Source organism: Streptomyces sp. NBC_01089, assembly GCF_045162975.1.
Taxonomy (GTDB): domain Bacteria; phylum Actinomycetota; class Actinomycetes; order Streptomycetales; family Streptomycetaceae; genus Streptomyces.
Genome location: NZ_CP108660.1, coordinates 7,750,325 through 7,771,269, shown reverse-complemented (window position 1 = coordinate 7,771,269; position 20,945 = coordinate 7,750,325). Strand labels below are relative to the sequence as shown.

Here is a 20,945-nt window from a genome sequence, read left to right as displayed (position 1 = left end):
ATCAGGCCGCACCGCGGACGCCGTCCGCGCGATGCCTGCCGCTGCTTTCCGGTCCGGGGTTCACCATGAAGGAAGCTGCCATGGACGACGGCCCGCCCGCACCAGGCCCGGCCACCGGAACGCGCCGGCCGACGGGTGGCCCCGACCGGGTGCTGCGGGCCGGGCGGCTGCCTGCCGCGGCTCCGCCGCAGTGGCACCGCGGGCTGACCGTCGTCGCGGTCGTCAGTCTGTTCATCGGCACCCGCGACCTCTGGACCCGGGCCACCGCGTCCCACCCGGCGGCCGCGGCGATCGTGACGGTCTGTTACGCGGGGATCCTGACGTGCGGTGTCCTCGCCCTGTCCGTACGCGGCCGCCGGGCCCTGGCCAGGGTGGACCTGGCGGTGCTGGGTCTCGCGATCACTCTGGTGATCTGCCAGTACTGGCTGGATCACGCCGGGTCCGACGAGGGTGTGCTGACCGCGCAGGCGGCGAACGCGATCCTGCACGGCCGGCCGGCCTACGGTCAGCCGTGGCCGTGGCTCTTCAGCACGCCGAAGGTCGGGGTCACCAAGACCATGTCGGGCGGCGCCGACTACACGTACGCCTATCCGCCGCTGACCGCGCTGATCGCCGCTCCGGTGCACGCCGTGGTGCACTCCACGGCCGCCGCGACCCTGGTGACCACCGCGGCGCTGCTCATCGGCACGCTCGCCCTGTGGGTGCTGCTCCCCGCGCCCTGGCGTCCCGCGGTCACCGCTGTCTGTCTGGGCTTCGGGCTGCTGCCCGGTTACGCGAGGTCGGGTTACCCGGCCGTGGTGGCCCTGGCCTTCCTGGTCCCCGTCGTCGTCCGCTGGCCCGACACCGGCGCGGGCGGTCGCCTGGGGCGGTACGGGGTGTTCCGGGCGGTCTGCCTGGGTGCGGCCTGCGCCAGTCAGCAACTGGCCTGGTTCCTCGTCCCGTTCCTGCTGATCGGTGTCCACGCCGTACGCCGCGGTGAGCTGGGCGGGCGGGCCGCCCGCGCGGTGACCGCCCGTTACGCCGGTACGGCTCTTCTCACCTGGGCGGTGTTGAACGCCTACTTCGCCGCCGACAGCTTCCACGGCTGGCTCAACGGCTCACTGCTGCCCATCACACAGGGCGCGATCCTGCACGGCCAGGGCGCCATGGGCGTCTCCTACTACTTCACCGACGGCAGCAGCCGCCTGGACTTCTACTCGTACGCGAGCGTGCTGCTGCTCCTGGGGCTGCTCGCCGCCACCCTGCTCTTCGTCCGTCGGCTGGGCCCCGCCCTGACCGTGCTGCCCTGGCTGCCCTTCTATCTCGCCACGCGCTCGCAGGACGGCTACTTCCTGCTGATGACCCCGCTGTGGCTGGCGGCCGCCGCCACCGTCCCGGCGTCCGCGCTCGCCACGGCCTGGCGGCCGATGATCCCGCGCGTGCGCTCGTTCCGTGCCAAGGCCGTGGTGGCGACCGTGCTGGTCGTACCGTCCCTGCTCTGTCTGACGGTGGCGGCCGCGAGTCCGCCGCCGCTGCGTATGACCGTGACGGCGCGGCTCGCCGACCGCCCGCACCGGGGCATCACCTCGGTCCGCGTGCACGCCGTGAACACCACGGGTCATCCGCTCTCGCCACACTTCGCCAGCCGTACCGGGCAGGGGACGTCCGGCTGGTGGACCATCCGATCGGGCCCGCACACCATCGCCCCGCACGCCTCCGCCTCGTACCTCGTCAGCCCGCCGGGCGGCTTCCGCAGGCTGCCCCGTGGCGGCGCCCGCTTCTATCTGATCGCGGTGAGCGACAAGCCGATGACCATCACCACCGCCGCACTGCCCTCGGCCGGGGACCACGGGGACGGGCCGCGGTGAGCGGGACGCGCGGGCAGGATCCCGGGGCGGACGGGCGGGAGCAGCCCGGCCTGTCCGGTTCGCTGGTCTCCGTCCCCGAGCTGAGCGAGGAGCAGTCGACGCTGCTGCGGCTGGTCGGGCGGGAGTGGGGGCGAGTGTCGGCGGCGCCCGCCGCCTGGCGCCATGCCCTGCCCGTCGACCCGGACGTCGGACGGTTCCCGGAGCCCGCGCAGATCGTGCCGGCCCGCTTCGGGCGTTTCGTGCCGGTGGCCCCGTTCGCGAGCCGGCCCGCCGGTTCGGGCGCACAGGACGTGGAGGTCGGCTGGGAGGAGGCGGGCGGGGCCGGCAGGACACGTTCCAGGATCCGGCGCGCCGTACTGGGGGCTCCGCTGCGCAGTTCGGCGGTCGCACGCGAGCGGATGCGGAAGCTGGTGGCGCTGCCGGTGCTCTCGGCGGACGCGCTGTCGTCGGTGGCGTACGGGCCCGAGGCGCTGCTGGCGGTGCTGGTGCTGGCGGGCGCGCCGGGGCTGCGGTACTCGGTTCCGGTGGCCCTGGCGATCGTCTTCCTGATGCTGGCCGTCGGGGTCTCGTACCGGCAGACGATCCGCGCGTACCCCCAGGGCGGCGGTTCGTACATCGTCGCGACGGACAATCTCGGCCGGGTACCGGGTCTGGTGGCGGCGGCCGGTCTGATGACCGACTACATCCTCACCGTCGCCGTCTCCATCTCGTCCGGCACGGCGGCGGTGACCTCGGCGCTGCCGGGTCTTGCGGGCGACGCCGTACCGATCGGTGTCCTGGTCATCGCCCTGCTCCTCGCCGGGAATCTGCGCGGGGTCAGACAGGCGGGCGCGCTGTTCGCCGCACCGACGTACGCGTTCGTCATCGCCATCGCCGCCCTCATCGGTTTCGGCCTCTACCACGCCGCGGGCCGGGACTTCTCCGCTGTGCCCGCACCGCCGCACCACGCGGTCGAGGGGGTCGGACTGCTGCTCGTGATGCGGGCCTTCGCGTCGGGTTCGACGGCCATGACCGGTATCGAGGCGATCTCCAACGCCGTACCGGCCTTCAAGCCCGTCGCCTGGCGCAATGCGCGCACCACGCTCTCCTGGATGATCGGGCTGCTGATCGCGCTGTTCGCGGGGACGGTCGCCATGGTCCACCTGGAAGGTGTCGTTCCGGAGCCGGGCGAGACGGTGCTGTCACAGCTGGCCCACCGCAGTTTCGGGTCGGGCGGCATGTACGTCTTCACGCAGGCGGCGACCGCTCTGGTGCTGCTCCTCGCCGCGAACACCGCGTACAACGACTTCCCCCGGGTGCTCTTCCTGCTGGCGCGCGATCATCACGCGCCACGGGTCTTTCTTCGGCTGGGCGACCGGCTGGCCTTCAGCAACGGGGTCATCCTGCTCTCCGTGGCGGCGGCGGTGGTCTATGTGGCCTTCGACGGGAGGACCGACTCGCTGATTCCGCTGTACGCCGTCGGAGTCTTCCTCGCCTTCACGCTCTCCCAGAGCGGCATGGTGGTGCACTGGTGGCGGGCGCGCAGCAGGCACTGGCGCAAGAGTCTGTGCTTCAACGCCACCGGGGCGCTGCTGTCGGCGGTCGTCTTCGTCACGGCCGGCATCACCAAGTTCACCGAGGGCGCCTGGCTTGCGCTGGTCACCGTGGCGCTGTTCCTGCTGGTGACCACGCGGATCCGCCGCCACTACGACACGGTGGCCGAGGCGCTGCGGCTGCACCCGCAGGCCATCGAGGTCCCCAGCCGTACGATCACGCCGCGCTCCGGCAGTTCGCTGCCCGCCGGGCGGAACCGACCGCCGGGCGGGGCGGAACCGCCGGAGCGGACAGAACCGCCGGGCCGGGCGGAACCGCCGTCCGGAGCCGCTCGGGAGGACCGTGAGCAAGAGGACCGTGGGCAGGAGCAACGTCAGCAGGAGGACCGTGAGTCCGAGGACTCACCGGAGTCGATCAGCCATCTGTCCGTCGTCCTGATCGACGCGCTGCACCAGGCGAGCATGCGCGCGCTCGCCTATGCCGCCTCCCTCCAGCAGCCGGTTCTCGCGCTGCACGTCAGCCCGGGTGACGAGGACGCCGAACGCTTCCGCGAGGCGTGGCTCCTGTGGGGCGACCACCTTCCGCTGCGGATCGTGATCTCGCCGTACCGCGCCACCGTCACCCCGCTCGTCGGCTACATCGAGTCGCTGCACCACCAGCGCCCGGATCTGACCATCACGGTGATCCTTCCGGAGATCGTGGTACGCCACTGGCGGCACCGGCTGCTGCACAGCCCGCTCGGCGGGCGGCTGCGGCGGGCGCTGCGGCCCCTGCCGAAGATCGTGGTGACGACCGTGCCGTTCCATATCTGAGTCCGCGTCCGGGGCCGCGTCCGGGCACCCGCCGTCGCCGCTGTCGTTGCCGTCGAGCGGGGAATACAGTGGAATCGACATAAGGATTTATCCGCTTTGTCTGCTGGTTGAAGCAGCTCCCGCCGCGCGGGACCGCGACCCAGGGAGGTCGGGCCGCCCATGAACTCGGAACGCGCCGAACGGCTGGTGACTGCGCTGCGCGCCCGTGGGGTGATGGCGCATGTGGTCGAGGTGGGTGTCTACCAGTTCGGGGTCCGTGTCGTCATCGACTGGAACATCGAGGCGGTCTGGGACACGGACGGCGCGGCGGGGCTCGACGCGCAGGTGCTCAGCGACGGGATGCTGGTGGGGTTCGTCCCGCACATCGCGGGCTCTGAGGACTTCACCGAGGAGCAGCTGGTCGACGCCATCGCGACCACCGGCTACTCGACCGAGGGACTCCGCCCGCCGCCCGACACCACCGGGGGCGGCACCGGCACCGGCACCGGCAGGAGTACAGACTCGGGTACCGACGCAGCCACCGGCACGGACAGCGCGAGCGGGTCCGGCCGCCCCGCAGACAGCCCGGACACCCCCGCTCCCCCGGTTCCGCCCGCCGATGACCGGCCGTCCGCCCCGCCCGGCCACCGCAAGCCGAAGGGCCACTGGTGGCAACGCTGACCGCTGTTACAGACCCGGCGCGCCCCAGACGGGGAACCAGCGGGCGAGGTCGGACTCGATACGCAGGTCGTCTCCCAGGACCGCCTTGACCTGGAGTTCCAGCGGGCTGTTCCGCTTCTCCGTACCGTCCGGCATCGGCGCGAAGGGGAAGAACGTACCCCGCTTGTACAGATAGACCAGCGCGAGCGGCCGTTCCTCGACGTCCTTGAACGCCAGCAGTGAGCAGAGCAGCTGCGGGCCGAACCCGCCGTCCTCCAGCAGCGAGTTGACGGCGTGCAGGTCGTTCACGAGAGCCGCCAGGTCGTCGGGCGGCTGCTGCGCCAGCAGCCAGGTGTAGCCGTACGAGTCCTGGCTGAACCGGACCGGGGCGCCGCCGCGCCCGGTGTCCGCGTCGAGCAGTTCCTCGACGTCCTGCTTGATCCGGGCGAAGCCGCCGCCCTCGACGCCCGCGAAGCAGACGGACCCCATCCCGGTGGGGGTGAATCCCGCGCCCGCCTGGAGGGTGAGCGCGGCGGACGGCACGGCGAACAGCTGGTCAAGGTCGGGGCGGACCGGCTTGCTCCGGCCGAGGATGCTGTCGAGAAATCCCACGGGGCGTACTCCTACGGGGTCAGGACGGCCGGACGCCGGACGCCCGCCGCTCTTCGGTCACGGACGGCCGCGCCGGACTCCACAGCAAGTCGCGGGCGGTGGTGTCATGGGCTGATGTCGTGGGCGACGGCGTCACGGGCGGGCGAGTTCGGTGGAGATCCGGGCGAGCTGGTCAAGGCGCTGTTCGAGCGTCGGGTGGGAGGAGAACAGCCGGCTCAGGCTCTCCTTCGAGGAGAACGCGGGCATGAAGTAGAGGGCGTTGTACGGCTCCGCCTTCCGCAGGTCCTCGGTGGGGATCCGCGCCATCTGGCCGTTCACCTTGGTGAGCGCCGAGGCGAGAGCCGACGGACGGCCGGTCAGCAGGGCGGCGGCCCGGTCGGCGGACAGCTCACGGTAGCGGGAGAGCAGCCGGGTCAGCAGGAAGCTGATCACGTACACCGCGGCGCTGACCAGCGGGACGAGCACGATGGCGAGGCCGAGCGGTCCCGCGTTCCTGCTGTTGCGGGCGAGTCCGCTCCACAGGGTGATACGGGTGATGAGCCCGGCCAGCACGCCGAGGAACGAGGCGATCGTCATCACCGCGGCATCGCGGTGGGCCACATGGGACATCTCATGGGCGAGGACCCCCTCCAGCTCTTCGGGCTCCAGCCGGCGCAGCAGTCCCGTCGTCGCGCAGACGAGTGCGGTGCGCTCGCTCCGGCCGGTCGCGAAGGCGTTCGGGATGTCGCTGTGGGAGATGGCCACTCTGGGTTTGTCCATGTCGGCGAGCGCGCAGATCCGGTCGATCGCGCCGTGCAGCTCGGGGGCCTCCTCCGGAGTGACCTCGTGCGCCCCCATGGTGACGGCCGCGATCTTGTCGCTGAACCAGAACTGAGCGACGAAGAGAACACCCGCGACCACCAGAATGATCGGCCAGGCGCCACGCAGCAGAACGAGCAGCACGCCGACCAGGACGACATACAGCAGTCCGATCAGGAACATGGTGCTCACCATGCGCGTGGTGAGACCGCGGTCGAGGGTGTAGCGGCTTCGTGTCATCTTCGTCTCCTGTAGCGGGTTCTCCCCCTTCGTCAATTGTCCTCCTTCCGTGTAAAGGCAGGGTATGCAGCGGGTTCTGTGATTTTTCCGTTCGGCCGGAAACTCCGCCCGCAGAATCGCTCGCCGGCCGGCCCGGACAGGAGCGCCGGAACGCCGGTGCCGCGGACCGCCCGACGCTCGGGGCGGTCCGCGGCACCGGTCGTGTCACCAGGCGACGGGCAGTTCGTGGACGCCGTAGACGGCCATGTCGGTACGGAAGGGGATCTCGTCGAAGGGGCGGTCGAGCCGCAGTTCTGGCAGCCGGCGCAGCAGAGCCGGGTAGGCGAGCTGCAGCTCGACACGGGCCAGGTTCTGGCCGAGGCACTGGTGGGGGCCCGAGCCGAACGCGAGGTGCCTGCGGGCCTGCCGGTCGACGTCGAGTCGGCCCGGCTCGTCGAAGACCTCGGGGTCACGGTTGGCGACGTCGGTCGCGCAGATCACCGCGTCACCCGCCTTGATGAGCTGCCCGCCGACCTCGATGTCCGCGGTGGCGACGCGGCGCCGTCCCAGGTGGGTGATGGTCAGATACCGCAGGAGTTCCTCGACCGCGCCCGCGACCCGCTGGGGGCTGCCGTCGCGGACCGCGGCCAGCTGCTCCGGGTTCTGGAGCAGTGCGCAGGTGCCGAGGGCGATCATGTTGGCCGTGGTCTCGTGCCCGGCGACCAGCAGCAGCCGCGCCTGTTTGGCGCATTCGTCGCGGGTGCTGATCCCGGGCACCAGATAGTCCGCGGCGAGCCGGCTGAGCAGATCGTCACCCGGGTCCTTGGCCTTCTTCTCCACCAGGTCGCCCAGGTAGTCGACCAGTTCCTGCGAGGAGTCCAGGGCGTCCTGCGCGCTGCTGCGGGTGTCGATGATGACGGCGCTCGCCCGCTGGAAGAACCCGTGGTCCTCGTACGGCACACCGAGCAGCTCGCAGATGACGAGCGAGGGCAGCGGCAGCGCGAAGGACGTGACCAGGTCGGCGGGCGGTCCGGCCTGCTCCATCCCGTCCAGCAGGTCGTCGATGATGCGCTGTATGCGGTCCCGCAGGGCCTGGGTGCGTTTGATGGTGAAGTCGCCGGTGAACCGCTTGCGCTGCTCGTTGTGCTCCGGCTCGTCCATCGTGATGAACGTGCGGTTGTGAGCACGGGTCGCCTCGCTGCCCGGGCTGAAGCTCGGATAGGAGGGCCGCCTGTTGTCGGCGCTGATGCGCTCGTCGCGCAGCAGCGCCACCTGGTCCGCGTGCCGGGTCACGTACCAGGCCGTGGCGCCGTTCCAGAGCGTGACCCGGGAGATCGGCTCCGAGGTGAGCAGCCCGGACATCTCCGGCGGCGGGTCGAAGGGGCATCCGGCGGCACGGCGGGTGCTGTACGCGGGTGCAGCGGTGGGGACCTCGGTCATCGTCGTCCTTCCACGGTGGGGAGTGGGGTGGTGCGGGGGCCGGGCCGCCCGGTCAGGACAGGGTGATGGCGGCGGCCGGACAGATCTGCGCGGCCTCCTCCACTGCGGCGTGCTGCTCGGCGGGCGGGCTGCTGTTCAGTACGACGACGATCCCGTCCTCGTCCCGCTGGTCGAACACCTCGGGGGCGGCGAGTACGCACTGGCCCGCAGCACAGCACTTGTCGGTGTCCACGGTGATCTGCACGTCGTTCCTCCAGCACTAGGGGATGAGCGCGTTACTTAACCAAAGTAACTTCTCACCCCGGACGCTAGTACTCCGCTCACCACCTCGGGAAGCCCCAGTGCATGCATAGGGCATCTTTCTGGCCACCGGATCCGTACGCGCGGGGAGCCGGAGCGGGCGGCGTACGGGATCATCGTGGCGTGGACCATCCCGAGCCCGGCGGCTCCGCCGCCCAAGACCTCTACCGATCACTCGCCGATCTCGCCTACACCATGGCGGGCAACCGCGCCCACATGCGGCTCCGCCTCCAGGCGGACGTCACGGTCGACCGTGCCTCGCTCGCCCTGCTGCGCACCCTCACGGCTGCGGGCTCCCCGCTGCGGATGGTCGAGATCGCACAGGCCCTGCTGGTACAGGCGCCGCATGTCACCCGGGAGATCCGCAGTCTGAAGGAGCGCGGCCTGGTGTGCACGGTCCGGGATCCGGGCGATCACCGGGCCCGCCGGATCGCCGTCACCGACGAGGGCCGGGAGGTCGTGGCGCGCGCGGAGGAGGCTGGAAGGCGCTGGCTCGACGACAGCCTGCGGGGCTTCTCGCCCGACGATCTGGTCACGGCCGCCGCGGTCCTCGACCGGGTCGTCGAGGCGTACCGCAACCCCTGAGCCGGCCCCGTTCACCCTGCCGGACGGCGCACGGACGAATGGCCGATTACCAGGTCTCCCCCGCCGCCCGCGAAGCCGCCCCGGGCCGCTCGCCCGCGCCGGCCGCCCGGTGAAACCGCCGCTCCGCTCGCCCGTACCACGCAGTACGCCCCCGGCGTCCAGGACGTCGAGGGCGTACGCGATCACGGGCCGGTGCGGGCCCGCGGCAGGGCGGTCAGGCGCTCTGCCAGAGCCGGGTCATGACCCGTACACCGAACCGCAGTCCTTCGAGCGGCACCCGCTCGTCCACTCCGTGGAAGAGCCGCCCGTAGTTCAGGTCGTGCGGGAGCTTGAGCCCCTTGAAGCCGAAGCAGCGGATGCCCAGGTGGGTGAACGCCTTGGCGTCCGTACCGCCCGGATTGCAGTACGGCACCGGGTGGCCGTCCGGGTCCTCGGCGCGTACCGCGTCGCACATCGCGTCGACCAGCGGACCGTCGAAGGTGGTCTCCATGGCGAGGTCGTGGTTGACCCACTCCCGGCTGACCGACGGCAGCAGCAGGGCGTCGATGGCGTCGATCAGCTCCTGCTCGTGACCGGGCAGGAAGCGGCCGTCGACGCGGGCCGTGGCCCGGCCGGGGATGACGTTCGTCTGGTAGCCGGCCTGGAACATGGTGGGGTTCGCGGAGTTGCGCAGCACCACCTGCATGAAGTCCGCCACCGGGCCGAGCCGGGCGAGGCTGCCCTCGATGTCGTCCTCGTCGAACTCGACACCGTAGAGCCGGGCGGCCTCGGCGAGCAGGGCCCGCACCGGCTCGATGAGCCGGATCGGGAAGGTGTGCCGGCCGATGCGGGTGAGGGACTCGGCGAGGTCGGTCACGGCGTTCTCGTCGTTGGGCGACGAGCCGTGCCCGGCCCGGCCGGTGGCGGTCAGCTCCATCCAGGCCATACCGCGCTGGGCGTTCTCGATCGGGTAGAGCCTGCGGGTGTCGTCGATGGCGAAGGAGAAGCCGCCGCCCTCGCCGATCGCCTCGGTGACCCCTGCGAACAGCTCGGGCCGGTGCTCGACGAGCCAGTGCCCGCCGAACTTGCCGCCTGCCTCCTCGTCCGCGAGGAAGGCCAGCACCAGGTCCCGGGAGGGCCGGGTGCCCGTCCGGGCGAAGTGCCGGGCGGTGGCCAGCATGACGGCCACCGTGTCCTTCATGTCGATGGCTCCGCGGCCCCAGAGATACCCGTCGCGGATCTCTCCGGAGAACGGCGGCACCTGCCACTCGGAGGCGTCCGCCGGTACGACGTCGAGGTGGCCGTGGACCATCAGCGCGCCGCGCTCGCGGTCGGCGCCCTCGATCCGGGCGATGACGCTGGCACGTCCCGGCGCGCTCTCGATCAGCTCGGATTCGATACCGGCCTCGGCCAGCTTGGTCACGACCCAGTCGGCGCAGGCGCGTTCGTTGCTGATGGGGTTGGAGGTGTCGAAGCGGATCAGCTCGGCGCAGAGGTCGATCACCTCGCGCTGTGCCTCTTCGGACGCGGGGACCGGTCCGGCCGCCGCGGTGTAGCTGTCGGGGGTGTTCATGCCGCTCCCACGGGGGTGTTGTTGTCGGCGACGGGGAGGTCGGGGGTGGTCTCCAGCGTCGATGTGCCGTACGGCTTGATCCAGCCCAGCAGGCCCAGCGCCGCGTACAGCACGAACGCGGTGATCAGCGAGTTGAGTGCGGGGATGCCGCCGTCGTAGAACTTGCCGACGCAGAACGCCGCGATCCAGATGACCAGGGACATCGGGACCCAGGTGGGCGAGGTGGCCGGCAGGGTCTGGGCCTCGCGGGTCTCGTCCAGCGGCTTGCGCATCCGCCGGACGACCCAGTACTCGGCCACGATGATCCCGCCGATCGGCGGGATGGCGACACCCAGCAGGGACAGGAAGTCGGTGAAGTGGGTCATGATGCCGACCGCGGACAGCAGGGTGCCCGCCAGCCCCAGCACGATGGTGACCACACCGCGGTGCAGGCGCTTGCCGAAGACGACCTGGAAGAAGTTGACGACGCCGAGCGAGGAGCCGTACAGGTTCCAGTCGTTGACCTTGGCGGTGGACATCAGGACCACGATGACGCCGATCGCACCCGAGGTGCTCAGCACGATGTGCGAGACCTGGTCGCTCTTCACGAGGTGGCCGAGCAGGACGCCCGTCATACCGACGATGTACTCGGAGAGGATCATCGACGAAGCGCTCTGCAGGAAGACGTGCGAGCCCTTCCTGTTGAAGCGGGTCATCTCGGGCGCGACGATCGCACCCGTCATGAAGCCGCCCGCGATGGCGGTGGCGGCCACCGCCAGCGAGATGTGCTGGGCCGGCGCCGGCGAGTGGACCAGGTCCATGAAGGAGTGCTTGGTCAGGGTGGAGATGACCGACCAGGCGACCAGCGCGAAGAACAGCGGCGTGACGATCTTGGCGAAGACGGCCATGTACTTGAAGCCGAAGATCACCAGGAGCGTGACCGCCAGCCCCGCGAGCACACACCACATCCAGGAGGGCCCGCCGACCAGCGAGGAGACACTGTCTCCGAAGATCGTGTTCTGTACGCCGAACCAGCCCACCAGGCTGACCGCGATGACGAAGCTGACCAGCGCCGAGCCATTGCGGCCGAAGCCGACCCAGCGGGTGAGCAGCGGCGTCGCCAGCCCCTCGCGCATTCCGGCCAGGCCGATGGCGAAGATGACGATCTCCAGGGTGACCGCGCCCAGCGTGAAGGCGAGGAACGCCTGGCCGAAGGTCATCCCGACGCCGATGGTGGCGCCGAGCGTGAACTGGGAGATGGACCCGGACTGGGCCAGCCACTGGAGCAGCATGCTGCCGAAGCCGAAGCGCTTGTCGCGCGGGACACGGGAGAGCGCGTAGTCGTCGCTGCCGATGCCCTTGGTGACTGCGTCAGCGGGTGGTGAAGTAGCCATTCATGACTCCCTGGGCGGGCGGCCGAGGGTCTGCAGGTGCGACAGCGACCCATAGCGGTTGACGAGATTGTCGAACTCCACCGCGTCGTGGAAGTCCAGTTGCCCGCCGGCGTAGACCTTGGCGGTCTCGACGGCGAAGCGGGCGGCGGACGCGATGTCCGTCTCATGGCTCGCGCCCGTCTGGCATCCGGGCACCGCGGCAGCCGACGTGATCGCGAGGCCGACGACCGGAGCGGCGGTCGCCGTGGCAGGCTGCAGAATCGAATTGATGTGGTGTGCCCCATTACCGTACGGAGTGATGTCCTGTGTCGTCACGGGGTAAGTGACCAACGGCTCACCCGTCACGACGGCGAGCAGCTCGCCGAGCTGCTCACTCACCCGCAGCACCCAGCCCTCCTTGACGGTGGGCGACAGGGCGAGGCCCTTGTGGTTGATGATGCGGTTGCCCTTGGTGGTGTCGATGGAGAGGACCGCCTCCATCTCGTCCGTCACCTCGTGGCGGTTCATGGTGGCGATGTCCACCGGTGAGCCCATGAACGGCACCGGGTCGTGCGGCTCGGTGGGCGCGTCCGGGCAGATGTGGGTCGCCACGATCACGTCACCGGGCAGGATGTCGCCCCGGCGGCGCATGTCGAGCAGTTTGGCGGCCGTGGCCAGCGCCGCGGCCGCGCCGTCGGCGTCCGAGACGAGGCCGGTCACCTCGGGCCTGGCGCCCACTCCGCCGAGCCGGCCGACCACACCGAGGGTGCGGGCCGTGCCGCCCGACGACCGGCCGCGGCTGCCCGGGATGCGGATCTGTACGAAGTCGGTGGATCCGCGCTCCCCGGCCACCGTGGTGACCCCGGCGCCCGACCCCTCGGGACCCGCCACCGCGTCGAGGTACTCGACGACGCGCTTTCCGTCGGCCGCGGGATCGTCCAGCAGATCCACGATGTCCAGGACGTACTTCAACATGAGGGGCCTTTCTCGCTGCGTCAGCACCCGCTGAGTTCCGGGGGTGCTGACAGCAGATTCGGGATCCGATAGCGTTGAGCGCAACTGTTTCCCTCTATTTGCAATTCGGGTCTGGATGGTGAGATGACGATGGCCGAGATCGACCTGGACCGTCGCAAGCCCGCGGGCGCGCTGCAGACCGTCGACCGGGCGCTGCTCGTGCTGCTGGCCTTCGAGCGCACCCGCCCCGACTGGGGGGTGACCGAGGTGGCCGCCGAATTCGGCTGGGACACCTCCGTCGCCCAGCGCCTGCTGTCCACGCTGGCGGGCCGCGGTTTCCTGGTCTCCGACCCGGCCACCAGGCGCTACCGCATCGGCCCCGCCGTACTGCGGCTGAGCCGGCAGTGGGAACGCTCGGGCTCCCTGGAGCTGCTGGCCGGTCCGGTGCTGGAGGACCTGTGCCGCACCACGGGCGACACCGTGCTGTTCTGCCTGCCGGACAGCTTCCACATGCGCTGTGTGGCGGCGGAGGAGGGCGAGTCGGGGCCGCTGCGGTACTACCCGCTGGTCGGCGAGCTGTATCCGGCGCACGCCGGCGCGACCAGCAAGTCGTACTACGCGTTCCTGCCCGACGACCAGCGCCACCGGCTCTTCCGTGCCCGCCCGATGGCCCGCTTCACCGACCGTACGGTCACCGACGCCGATCTGCTGGAGCAGGAGTTCCTGCGCATCCGCTCCCAGGGGTACGCGTGGACGGTCGGCGAGTACGACAACGGGATCGCCACGGTCGCCGTCCCGGTGTTCCTCGGCCGGGAGCCGTACGGCAGTCTCAGCCTGGGCGGCGCCGAGGAGCGCTTCTCCGACGGCCCCGAGCCCCGGCTCGACAGTCTGCGGCAGGCCGCCCAGCTGCTTGAGAAGCGGCTCACCCACCCGCCCCAGCACTCCCGCCGCCCGCGCGCCTGACCCCACCCCCGTCCGACCCAACCACCCATCCCCCACTGTCCCTTCACCGAAAGAGCGCCACCGTGAATCTGCTGCTGCTGTCCAACTCCACCCAGTACGGGCGCGGTTACCTGGAGCACGCCCTGGACACCGTCACCGGCTTCCTGCCGCGGGGCGCCAGGCTCGCCTTCGTCCCCTACGCCCTGGCCGACCACGACACGTACACCGCGCGCGTGCGCGGCGCCCTGGAGCCGGCCGGGATCTCGGTGCGCGGGGTCCACGAGAGCGGCGATCCGCTGGCCGAACTGGCCGCAGCGGACGCCGTGTTCATCGGCGGCGGGAACTCCTTCCGGCTGCTGAGCGCTCTGTACCGTACGGGTCTGCGCGAGGCCGTACGCGACGCGGTGCGCGGCGGGCTCCCCTATATGGGCGCCAGCGCCGGCACCAACATGGCCGCCCCCACCCTGCGCACCTCCAACGACATGCCCATCGTGCAGCCGCCGTCCTTCGACACGCTCGGTCTTGTGCCGTTCCAGATCAACCCGCACTACCTCGACCCCGACCCGGGCAGCACGCACAAGGGCGAGACGCGCGCCGAGCGGCTGACCGAGTTCCTGGAGGAGAACGACGTACCCGTACTGGGCCTGCGCGAGGGCAGCTGGCTGCGGGTGGAGGGACCGGCGGCGACGCTCGCCGGGGAACGCCCGGGTGTCCTGTTCACCCGGGGCGCGCCCGCCCGCGAGCTGCCGGTGGACTCCGACGTCTCCGCACTGCTCACCACCGAGCCCCGTTTCGACTCCCCGGCGTCCTGAGCGCGCCCACCGTGTGAACACAGGCACCGGCTGAGGGGCCGGACTCCGTGTCCGGCCCCGGACGGCCGGGGCCGGGCCCTGCTGTCCGGGGCCACGGTCCGTTCAAGCGGGCGTCACCCGCCGTCCATGATTTGGCTCCCCCCTGGGCACCGTCTACAGTCCGTCTACAGTCCTGTAGATCCATTCAGACCGTGGATGCCGTACGTCTCCCGCGGAGCATGGCAGCCCCGACCGAGCCTGAGAGTTCCGCCTGATGACTGCTGTCTCCCCGGTGCCGCTGGCCTTCAACGGCTCACACATCGACGGTTCGCTGTTCACCACCGTCACGGACTTCGCACGAGACACCCGGTGGCTGAACGCCCCGCTGGAATCGTGGACCAACATCGGCCTCGGCGTGTTCGCCGTCCTGATGGTCGTCGGATGGTGGCAGGCCCGGCGGCGCGACAGCGCGTCGATGGCTCTCGCACTGGCCGTGCCGGTGAGCGTCGTGGTCGCCTTCGCCGTGGCCGAGGTGGTCAAGAAGCTCGTGTCGGAGGTGCGGCCCTGCCGCTCGATGCCGCACGCGTTCATCGTGGAGACCTGCCCGGTGCCGTCCGACTTCGCCTTCCCCAGCGGCCACACCACGACGGCCGCGGCGACCGTGGCGGCCCTCTATCTGCTGAACCGGAAGCTGAGCGCCATCGCCGCGGTCTTCGCGCTCTTCGAGGCGTTCACCCGCGTCTATGTGGGCGCGCACTACCCCCACGACGTGCTCGGCTCGGCGATCCTCGCCCTGCCCATCGCGTTCCTGACCAGCCTGGCGCTGCGCCGCCTCGGCACCCCGCTGGTCGAGCGGCTGCGTACCGGGGTGCTGGCCCCCGTGCTGACCGCGGGCCCTGCCGGGTCCCACGCGGCGGGCTGACACAACCGAGCGGACGGCCGCCCCTTCGGTGGGAGGGCCTCAGCTTGCTGGGAGCGCCTCAGCCCCAGAACGCCTGGGCCAGGGACGCTCCCACGAAGGCCGCGCCCAGCCCCGCCACCACACTCGCCGTGACATTGGCCGCGGCGAAGAAGCGGGCCCCGTCCTGCGCCAGCCGCAGCGTCTCGTACGAGAACGTCGAGTACGTCGACAGCGCCCCGCAGAGCCCCGTACCGATGAGCAGCTGCACCTGGGACGACGCGGCCCCCGCGGCGACCGCGCCGGTGACCAGCCCCAGGACCAGACACGCCGAGACATTGACGGCGAAGGTCCCCCAGGGGAAGACGGTGTCGTGCGACGCCTGCACCCTGCGGTCGGTGAGATAGCGCAGCGGGGCGCCGACCGCGGCCCCCACGATCACCAGCAGCCAGTTCAACGTTCCTCCTCGTCATGGCCGGTACGTCCGGCGCTCTCACGGATGTGCGCGGTGGCCCGCCCGGTCATGGCCGTCGCCCCGCGACGAGACGCCGGGTCAGGGTGGTGGTGGTCCGGACGGCGGCGAGCGCGGCCAGCAGTGTCAGCGCCAGACTGGCCAGCGCCGTACGGGCATGGCCGCCATCGACCAGCCCCTGGATGTCCACGGCGTAGGTGGAGAAGGTGGTGAAGCCGCCCAGGACGCCGGTGCCGAAGAAGGGGCGTACGAGCGGGTGCACCGACCTGGCCTCGGTGATGAGCACCATGAACACGCCGATGACCGCGCAGCCCACGGTGTTGACCACGAGGGTCGTCCAGGGGAAGGCCCCGCCTGCCGTGGGCCACAGGAGCCCGGCGCCGTACCGTGCGGACGCGCCGGCCATCCCGCCGAGCGAGACAGCCGCCAGGACCGGCCACTGGGCTTCCCGCGCTCCGTCGCGCCGCGCGGGAATGGCGGTGGCGGTATCGGGGTTCGAGCTGACGGGGTCGTCCACCGTCGGGGCGTGGGGCTGTGTCGTCACGTGGTTCTCCTACTCGGCGGTCACCGCACGCACCGGGCGCGCGTCATCGCAAGTAGGGACCGTTGGCGGCGCCATCGCCGCAGTTCGGATACGGCGGGCCCCACCGCCGCACGGGAGACCACCGGCCTCCCGACCTGCCTGATCATACCGTGGCCGGTCACAGCCCGCTCCGGACGCCTGCGGCCCGAGAGGTAGCGTCGCCGTAGTGCGGATCGGCGCGGCGGCTGACAGCCTCGGACACCACGGCCCGCGCTCGCTCGGGGCCGCGAACAGCGCTGGCAGACCATGACGGCGGGGACATGGCGGCAGGGAAGGAGACACGGTGGGCACGATCACCGACTGGCTGTCCGGGCTGTCCGGGGCCGCGGTCTACGCCGTCGTCGCCGCTCTGGTCTTCTGCGAGGACGCGCTGTTCTTCGGCTTCGTCATCCCCGGCGAGAGCGCTGCCGTCATCGGGGGCGTACTGGCCGCGCAGCACCAGGTGTCCGTCTTCTGGCTCGCTCTCATCGTGGTGGCCGCTGCCATCGCCGGGGACTCCGTCGGATACGAGATCGGCCACCGGTTCGGCCCGCGGCTGCTGGCGTCGCGATCCCTGCGCCGCCACCGGGACGGCATCGAATCGGCCCGGGACCTGATCCGCCGCCGGGGTCCTGTGGCCGTGTTCCTGGGCCGCTTCGTGGCGTTCTTCCGCGCGGTCATGCCGGCGCTCGCGGGCGCTTCCGGCATGCGGTACCGCACCTTCCTCCTGTTCAACGCGCTCGGCGGACTCGTCTGGGGTGTGGGCTTCACACTGATCGGCTACGCAGCGGGCAACGCGTACAGCAGCATCGAGCACTACGTCGGCCGGGGCGCCGCGCTGCTGTTCGTGGGGCTGGTCGTGGTCGTCCTGGTCGTCAGGTACGTCCGGCGGCGCCGCAGGAGTGGCGAGGAGGCCGAGGACCCCCGGCCCCCTCAGGACCCCGAGGACCCCGAGGACCACAAGGACCCCGAGGACCACAGAAGCGGCGGGGCGTCCGTGGACCCGGACGACGGCGCCGCCGACAGCACCGGCACCGCGCACCCGAGCGACTGAGCGGCTGAGCGGCTGAGCGGTCGGGGCCCGGAGCCTCAGGAGCGCGGGGGCACGCGCAGTGCCAGGATCGCGATGTCGTCGAAGTGGCCGTCCGTGAGCCGCACCAGCAGTTCGTCGCAGAAGGTCTCCAGCGGCTCACCCGCCAGACTCGCCGTGTGCTGACGCAGCCTGGTGAACCCCCTGCCGATGTCCTCACCGGGCCGTTCGATGAGCCCGTCCGTGTAGAGCAGCAGGGTGGAGCCCGGTTCCAGCACGGCCAGCGCGTCCTCCCGCTCGATGGCCGGGTCCACTCCGAGGAGCGGGGCAAGGCCCTCCTCCAGGAGTCTGCTGCCGTCGGCGGGGCTGGTCAGCACCGGGGGCGGGTGCCCCGCGTTGGTCCAGTGCACGAACCACGGCCCGGTGGGGGGCGTGTAGAGGCGCGCGATGACGCTGGTGACGAGTTCGATGGAGCTGAGCCCCTGCATCACACCGTCCAGCCTGCGCATCACACCGGCGGGCGAGTCGCCGCTGTCGTACGCCAGCGACCGCAGCATGTTGCGCAGCTGCCCCATGCCCACGGCCGCGGCGAGATCGTGTCCGACGACGTCTCCGACGGCCAGCACGGTGGAGCCGTCGCTCAGCCGGAAGGCGTCGAACCAGTCACCACCGACTTCGGCCCCCTCCCTGGCGGGCACATACCGTGCGGCGAGTTCCAGGTGCTCGATCCCCGACAGGTCGGGCAGCAGCGAGAGCTGCAGCTGCTCGGCGGTGCGCAGCTGGATCGCGTACAGCCGGGCGTTCTCGACGGCGAGCCCGGCCCGGTGCCCCAAATCGACCGCGAGGGAGGTCTCCTCCTCGCCGAACGGCTCGGCGGACCCGGTACGGACGAGGCTCAGCGCGCCGAACACCTCTCTGCGCACCTGGAGCGGCACGATCAGCACCGTCCTGGCGTCGAGGGCGCGGTAGAGCTCCAGCTGCGCGGACTGGAGCGAGCCGGCCGGCGCGTACCCTCCGAAGCCGGTCACCGTCACCGGTCCCGCGCCGCGCAGCACCCGGGCCAGGGGCGCGGCGAACTCGTCGGACCAGGGCAGGCTGTCCGGCGCTGGTGGCAGCTCACGGCCCGGGTCGCGGTGCACGGCGGCCAGCCTGCGTACCCCGCCGTCCGCGACGAGATCCACCACACACGCGTCCGCCACCTGAGGGACGATCAGTCGTGCCAGCCGGTTGAGTGCCTCGTCCGCGTCGAGAACGCTCGACAGGGCGGTGCTGGCGTCGGCGAGCAGCCGCAGCCGGGCGGTCGCCCGCTCCAGATCCTGTCCGACCGCCGCGAGCCGGTCCTCCGCGTCGTCTGTGGCCACACCGCCAGTCTGCACGAGACGTACCGGGTCACCACCGGGGCGACGCGGAGGAAGGATCCCGCGGGCGGTTCACATACGCCCCTGCCAGGAGACCGACGAGTTGATGGTCGGGCTGGAGTTCGCGTCCCACTGGTTGAGGATGCCGTCCCAGTCGTGCATCGGACCGGTGGTGAAGTCGGCGAGCGGCGGCTGCTGGTCCCAGGGGGTCTGCTGGTGGACCTGCTGGTGCTGGGCCGGGTCGTACCACTGCTGGGAGGGTGCGGCGGCAGCCGCCTCGGCGCCGGAGCGGCGGTGGCGCCCCGACCGGTCGGGGGGCGGCGCGGCGTAGGTGAGGTGGCCCTGGGTCTCCAGATAGCGCGCCCTGGCGACCAGGTGCGCCAGGTCGAGACCGAGCTCGTTGGCCAGTACGGAGAGGTCGACCCCGGTGCTCCAGGCACCGACGAGAACGGCGTCCACGGCCGGGGAAGCGGCGGGTTCCTGGACCGGCTCGTCGGGAACGGGAGGGACGCCGGGAGCCTGCGAGGGGCGCGGCGCCGGGATGGTGGCACGGAACTGCTGGGCGGCCTCGGGCGCCTGCTGCGCCTGGCTGCTGTCGACGCAGTCCACCGGAGGCGGCTCGGGATGCTCGGGGGCGTGCTCCGCCAGGAGCGCCTGGGCCACCGCGCGGGCGTCGTCCTTGCCCACGGTGCGCCGGGCGATGCGTACCTCGCGTTCCGGGAGCCCGAGCAGTCCCGCGACGGTGCTGTCGCTCCCCAGCGTCACCGCGAACGCGGCGAGCGTCCGAGTACGCACCGCGTGTCCCTCGTCCAGCGCCCCCTGGGCACGGCGCACCTCTTCGTCATTGGCGCAGAACGCCTGTGCCAGCACAGCATGCCGCTCCCACAGCTCCCTTGGATCCATGGCCGGATCAACGCTGGATTGCCCGTTTTGAAACGACTTAACGTTGAATTACATCGAAGAGGGTAAATCACAGCTTATCGTTCTGTCCGTGGGGAGTTACTCCGACGGGCGGTGGTCGTTACCCCCGTCATGAACGCACGCGCGCCCGCCACCACCACAGCCAGGGGTTCAGCGGTATTCATCCCGCCACCCGCACAGGCCCCGCTGCTCCCCACGCCGCAGCCGGTGGCATCTCAAGGCCCTCCCCCGTCAACGGGAAGGCATGCCGGCGCTTACACGTTCGGCCGAACGGACTCCAGGACACCGCTGTACTCGGAGCTGGCCGCCCAGTGGACAGCACGTGGCGCCACGGTACCGGGTGCCCCCGACCCGGAGTGGCAGCGCCTGGTCTCGTACGACGCCCTCATCGTCGAAGTCGAGTCCGTCCTGCGGGACTTGCGCCCCCACCGGGCCCAGGAGACCCGGCTGCTGCCCGGCGCCTGACCTCTCCAGCGCAGATACGAGCGCGGATACGGGACAAGGGGCCGGCCGTACGGCAGCGCACGGTTCCGGGCCCTCCGTGACGAGGGCCCGGAACAGGGGTTACGCAGCGCCCGGCGGACCGTGCCGGTCACGGCCCGCCGGGCGCGGAGCGGGGCTCAGAGCGGGGCGCGGAGCGGGGCTCAGAGCCGGTCGAGGATCTTGTGCATCCTGGCGACTTCGGCCCGCTGGTCCTTCACCACGGCGACAGCGAGCTTCTTGGCCGCGGGGTTGCGGCCCTTCTTCTGCTCGTCATCGGCCATCGTGATCGCGCCCTCGTGGTGGCCGATCATCATCTCGGTGAACTTTCTGTCGAAGTCCTTGCCCTTGGCGGCCTTGAGTCCGGTCATGGCCTTGGCGGTCATCATGCCGGGCATGGACGAATCACTGCCGTGGTCCATGCCCGGCATGCTGTGATCCATGGACGGGGACGCGGGCTTGCCCCACGACGACAGCCAGCCCTGCATCGTGTTGATCTCGGGGCCCTGAGCCTTCTCGATGTCGGCGGCCAGGCTCTTGATCTCCTGGTCCGATGCCCGGCCGTCGGCCAGTTTCGCCATCGACACGGCCTGCTGGTGGTGCGGGATCATCATCTGCGCGAACGACACGTCCGCCGCGTTGAAGTTCCCCGCCGCCGGGGCGGAAGCACCGCTTCCGTGGTGGGTACCTGACGTGGACGATTCAGTGCCGCCGGAGCCGCAGGCCGCGAGTCCCAGCGCGAGAGCGGCGACGGCACCGGCGGCCACACCGGCGCGGCGGCGTGCGGAGGAGTACGAGTGAACAGACATGGCGGGGTCTTTCCGGGTGGGCGCGCCGCAGGGCGCGCA

General features: G+C 71.1%; 21 protein-coding genes. 9 read left to right on the top strand and 12 right to left on the bottom strand.

The annotated features are described in order from the left end of the window. Positions 1–80 precede the first annotated feature (80 nt). The 3 genes from OG510_RS34985 to OG510_RS34975 all read left to right on the top strand — a co-directional run bounded on the left by OG510_RS34985 (position 81) and on the right by OG510_RS34975 (position 4,852). Positions 81–1,847 carry a hypothetical protein gene (locus OG510_RS34985; RefSeq protein ID WP_406142035.1) on the top strand — a complete coding sequence of 589 codons (1,767 nt, stop codon included), beginning with the start codon at positions 81–83 and terminating at the stop codon, positions 1,845–1,847. A gap of 398 nt (positions 1,848–2,245) precedes the next feature. Continuing rightward, complete coding sequence (locus OG510_RS34980; RefSeq protein WP_406142711.1) at positions 2,246–4,192, top strand: amino acid permease; 1,947 nt, start codon at positions 2,246–2,248, stop codon at positions 4,190–4,192. A 159-nt stretch (positions 4,193–4,351) separates the two neighbouring features. Continuing rightward, complete coding sequence (locus OG510_RS34975) at positions 4,352–4,852, top strand: hypothetical protein (RefSeq protein ID WP_406142034.1); 501 nt, start codon at positions 4,352–4,354, stop codon at positions 4,850–4,852. A gap of 6 nt (positions 4,853–4,858) precedes the next feature. Here the strand turns inward: OG510_RS34975 and OG510_RS34970 are convergent, their stop codons facing one another. The 4 genes from OG510_RS34970 to OG510_RS34955 all read right to left on the bottom strand — a co-directional run bounded on the left by OG510_RS34970 (position 4,859) and on the right by OG510_RS34955 (position 8,144). Next, complete coding sequence (locus OG510_RS34970; protein ID WP_406142033.1) at positions 4,859–5,443, bottom strand: hypothetical protein; 585 nt, start codon at positions 5,441–5,443, stop codon at positions 4,859–4,861. 132 nt (positions 5,444–5,575) lie between these two features. Beyond that, a complete protein-coding gene (gene htpX, locus OG510_RS34965; RefSeq protein ID WP_406142032.1) occupies positions 5,576–6,481 on the bottom strand; it encodes a zinc metalloprotease HtpX in 906 nt (301 codons plus the stop codon). Between the two features lie 204 nt (positions 6,482–6,685). Next, positions 6,686–7,900 (bottom strand): cytochrome P450, encoded by a 1,215-nt coding sequence (locus OG510_RS34960; RefSeq protein ID WP_406142031.1) that lies wholly within the window; start codon positions 7,898–7,900, stop codon positions 6,686–6,688. A 52-nt stretch (positions 7,901–7,952) separates the two neighbouring features. Then, positions 7,953–8,144 (bottom strand): ferredoxin, encoded by a 192-nt coding sequence (locus OG510_RS34955; protein WP_164260341.1) that lies wholly within the window; start codon positions 8,142–8,144, stop codon positions 7,953–7,955. A 179-nt stretch (positions 8,145–8,323) separates the two neighbouring features. On the opposite strand from OG510_RS34955, the gene OG510_RS34950 reads away from it, so the two are divergent. Further along, a complete protein-coding gene (locus OG510_RS34950) occupies positions 8,324–8,785 on the top strand; it encodes a MarR family winged helix-turn-helix transcriptional regulator (RefSeq protein WP_406142030.1) in 462 nt (153 codons plus the stop codon). Between the two features lie 214 nt (positions 8,786–8,999). Here OG510_RS34950 and OG510_RS34945 read toward each other — a convergent pair whose 3' ends face one another. The 3 genes from OG510_RS34945 to OG510_RS34935 are packed head-to-tail and all read right to left on the bottom strand — an operon-like array spanning position 9,000 to position 12,664. After that, positions 9,000–10,337, bottom strand: coding sequence for a M20/M25/M40 family metallo-hydrolase (locus tag OG510_RS34945; protein WP_406142029.1), 1,338 nt, complete (start codon positions 10,335–10,337; stop codon positions 9,000–9,002). Next, positions 10,334–11,710, bottom strand: coding sequence for a cytosine permease (locus tag OG510_RS34940; RefSeq protein WP_406142028.1), 1,377 nt, complete (start codon positions 11,708–11,710; stop codon positions 10,334–10,336). Before OG510_RS34940 ends, OG510_RS34945 begins: the two co-directional genes overlap by 4 nt. After that, entirely contained in the window at positions 11,711–12,664 is a 954-nt protein-coding gene (locus OG510_RS34935) for a DUF1177 domain-containing protein (protein WP_164260349.1), read from the bottom strand. A gap of 123 nt (positions 12,665–12,787) precedes the next feature. Between OG510_RS34935 and OG510_RS34930 the strand changes: the two genes are divergently transcribed. From OG510_RS34930 to OG510_RS34920, 3 genes are all read left to right on the top strand, one after another. After that, on the top strand, positions 12,788–13,606 hold the full coding sequence (locus OG510_RS34930) for an IclR family transcriptional regulator (protein ID WP_406142027.1): 819 nt from the start codon (positions 12,788–12,790) through the stop codon (positions 13,604–13,606). A 62-nt stretch (positions 13,607–13,668) separates the two neighbouring features. Next, the gene (pepE, locus tag OG510_RS34925; protein ID WP_406142026.1) at positions 13,669–14,397 is read left to right on the top strand and encodes a dipeptidase PepE; all 729 of its coding nucleotides are present in this window, start codon (positions 13,669–13,671) and stop codon (positions 14,395–14,397) included. A gap of 253 nt (positions 14,398–14,650) precedes the next feature. After that, complete coding sequence (locus OG510_RS34920) at positions 14,651–15,298, top strand: phosphatase PAP2 family protein (protein WP_406142025.1); 648 nt, start codon at positions 14,651–14,653, stop codon at positions 15,296–15,298. Between the two features lie 58 nt (positions 15,299–15,356). Here OG510_RS34920 and crcB read toward each other — a convergent pair whose 3' ends face one another. Both crcB and OG510_RS34910 read right to left on the bottom strand, forming a co-directional pair. Continuing rightward, on the bottom strand, positions 15,357–15,731 hold the full coding sequence (gene crcB, locus OG510_RS34915) for a fluoride efflux transporter CrcB (protein WP_164260356.1): 375 nt from the start codon (positions 15,729–15,731) through the stop codon (positions 15,357–15,359). Between the two features lie 64 nt (positions 15,732–15,795). Next, positions 15,796–16,290 (bottom strand): fluoride efflux transporter FluC, encoded by a 495-nt coding sequence (locus tag OG510_RS34910; RefSeq protein ID WP_406142024.1) that lies wholly within the window; start codon positions 16,288–16,290, stop codon positions 15,796–15,798. 322 nt (positions 16,291–16,612) lie between these two features. On the opposite strand from OG510_RS34910, the gene OG510_RS34905 reads away from it, so the two are divergent. Then, entirely contained in the window at positions 16,613–17,362 is a 750-nt protein-coding gene (locus OG510_RS34905) for a DedA family protein (protein ID WP_406142023.1), read from the top strand. A gap of 35 nt (positions 17,363–17,397) precedes the next feature. On the opposite strand, the gene OG510_RS34900 is transcribed toward OG510_RS34905, so the two are convergent. Then, a complete protein-coding gene (locus tag OG510_RS34900; protein ID WP_406142022.1) occupies positions 17,398–18,699 on the bottom strand; it encodes a PP2C family protein-serine/threonine phosphatase in 1,302 nt (433 codons plus the stop codon). A 69-nt stretch (positions 18,700–18,768) separates the two neighbouring features. Beyond that, a complete protein-coding gene (locus OG510_RS34895; RefSeq protein ID WP_406142021.1) occupies positions 18,769–19,599 on the bottom strand; it encodes a hypothetical protein in 831 nt (276 codons plus the stop codon). A 225-nt stretch (positions 19,600–19,824) separates the two neighbouring features. Between OG510_RS34895 and OG510_RS34890 the strand changes: the two genes are divergently transcribed. After that, a complete protein-coding gene (locus tag OG510_RS34890; RefSeq protein ID WP_406142020.1) occupies positions 19,825–20,082 on the top strand; it encodes a hypothetical protein in 258 nt (85 codons plus the stop codon). Positions 20,083–20,261: 179 nt separating this feature from the next. Here the strand turns inward: OG510_RS34890 and OG510_RS34885 are convergent, their stop codons facing one another. After that, positions 20,262–20,906 carry a DUF305 domain-containing protein gene (locus OG510_RS34885; RefSeq protein ID WP_406142019.1) on the bottom strand — a complete coding sequence of 215 codons (645 nt, stop codon included), beginning with the start codon at positions 20,904–20,906 and terminating at the stop codon, positions 20,262–20,264. Positions 20,907–20,945 lie beyond the last annotated feature (39 nt).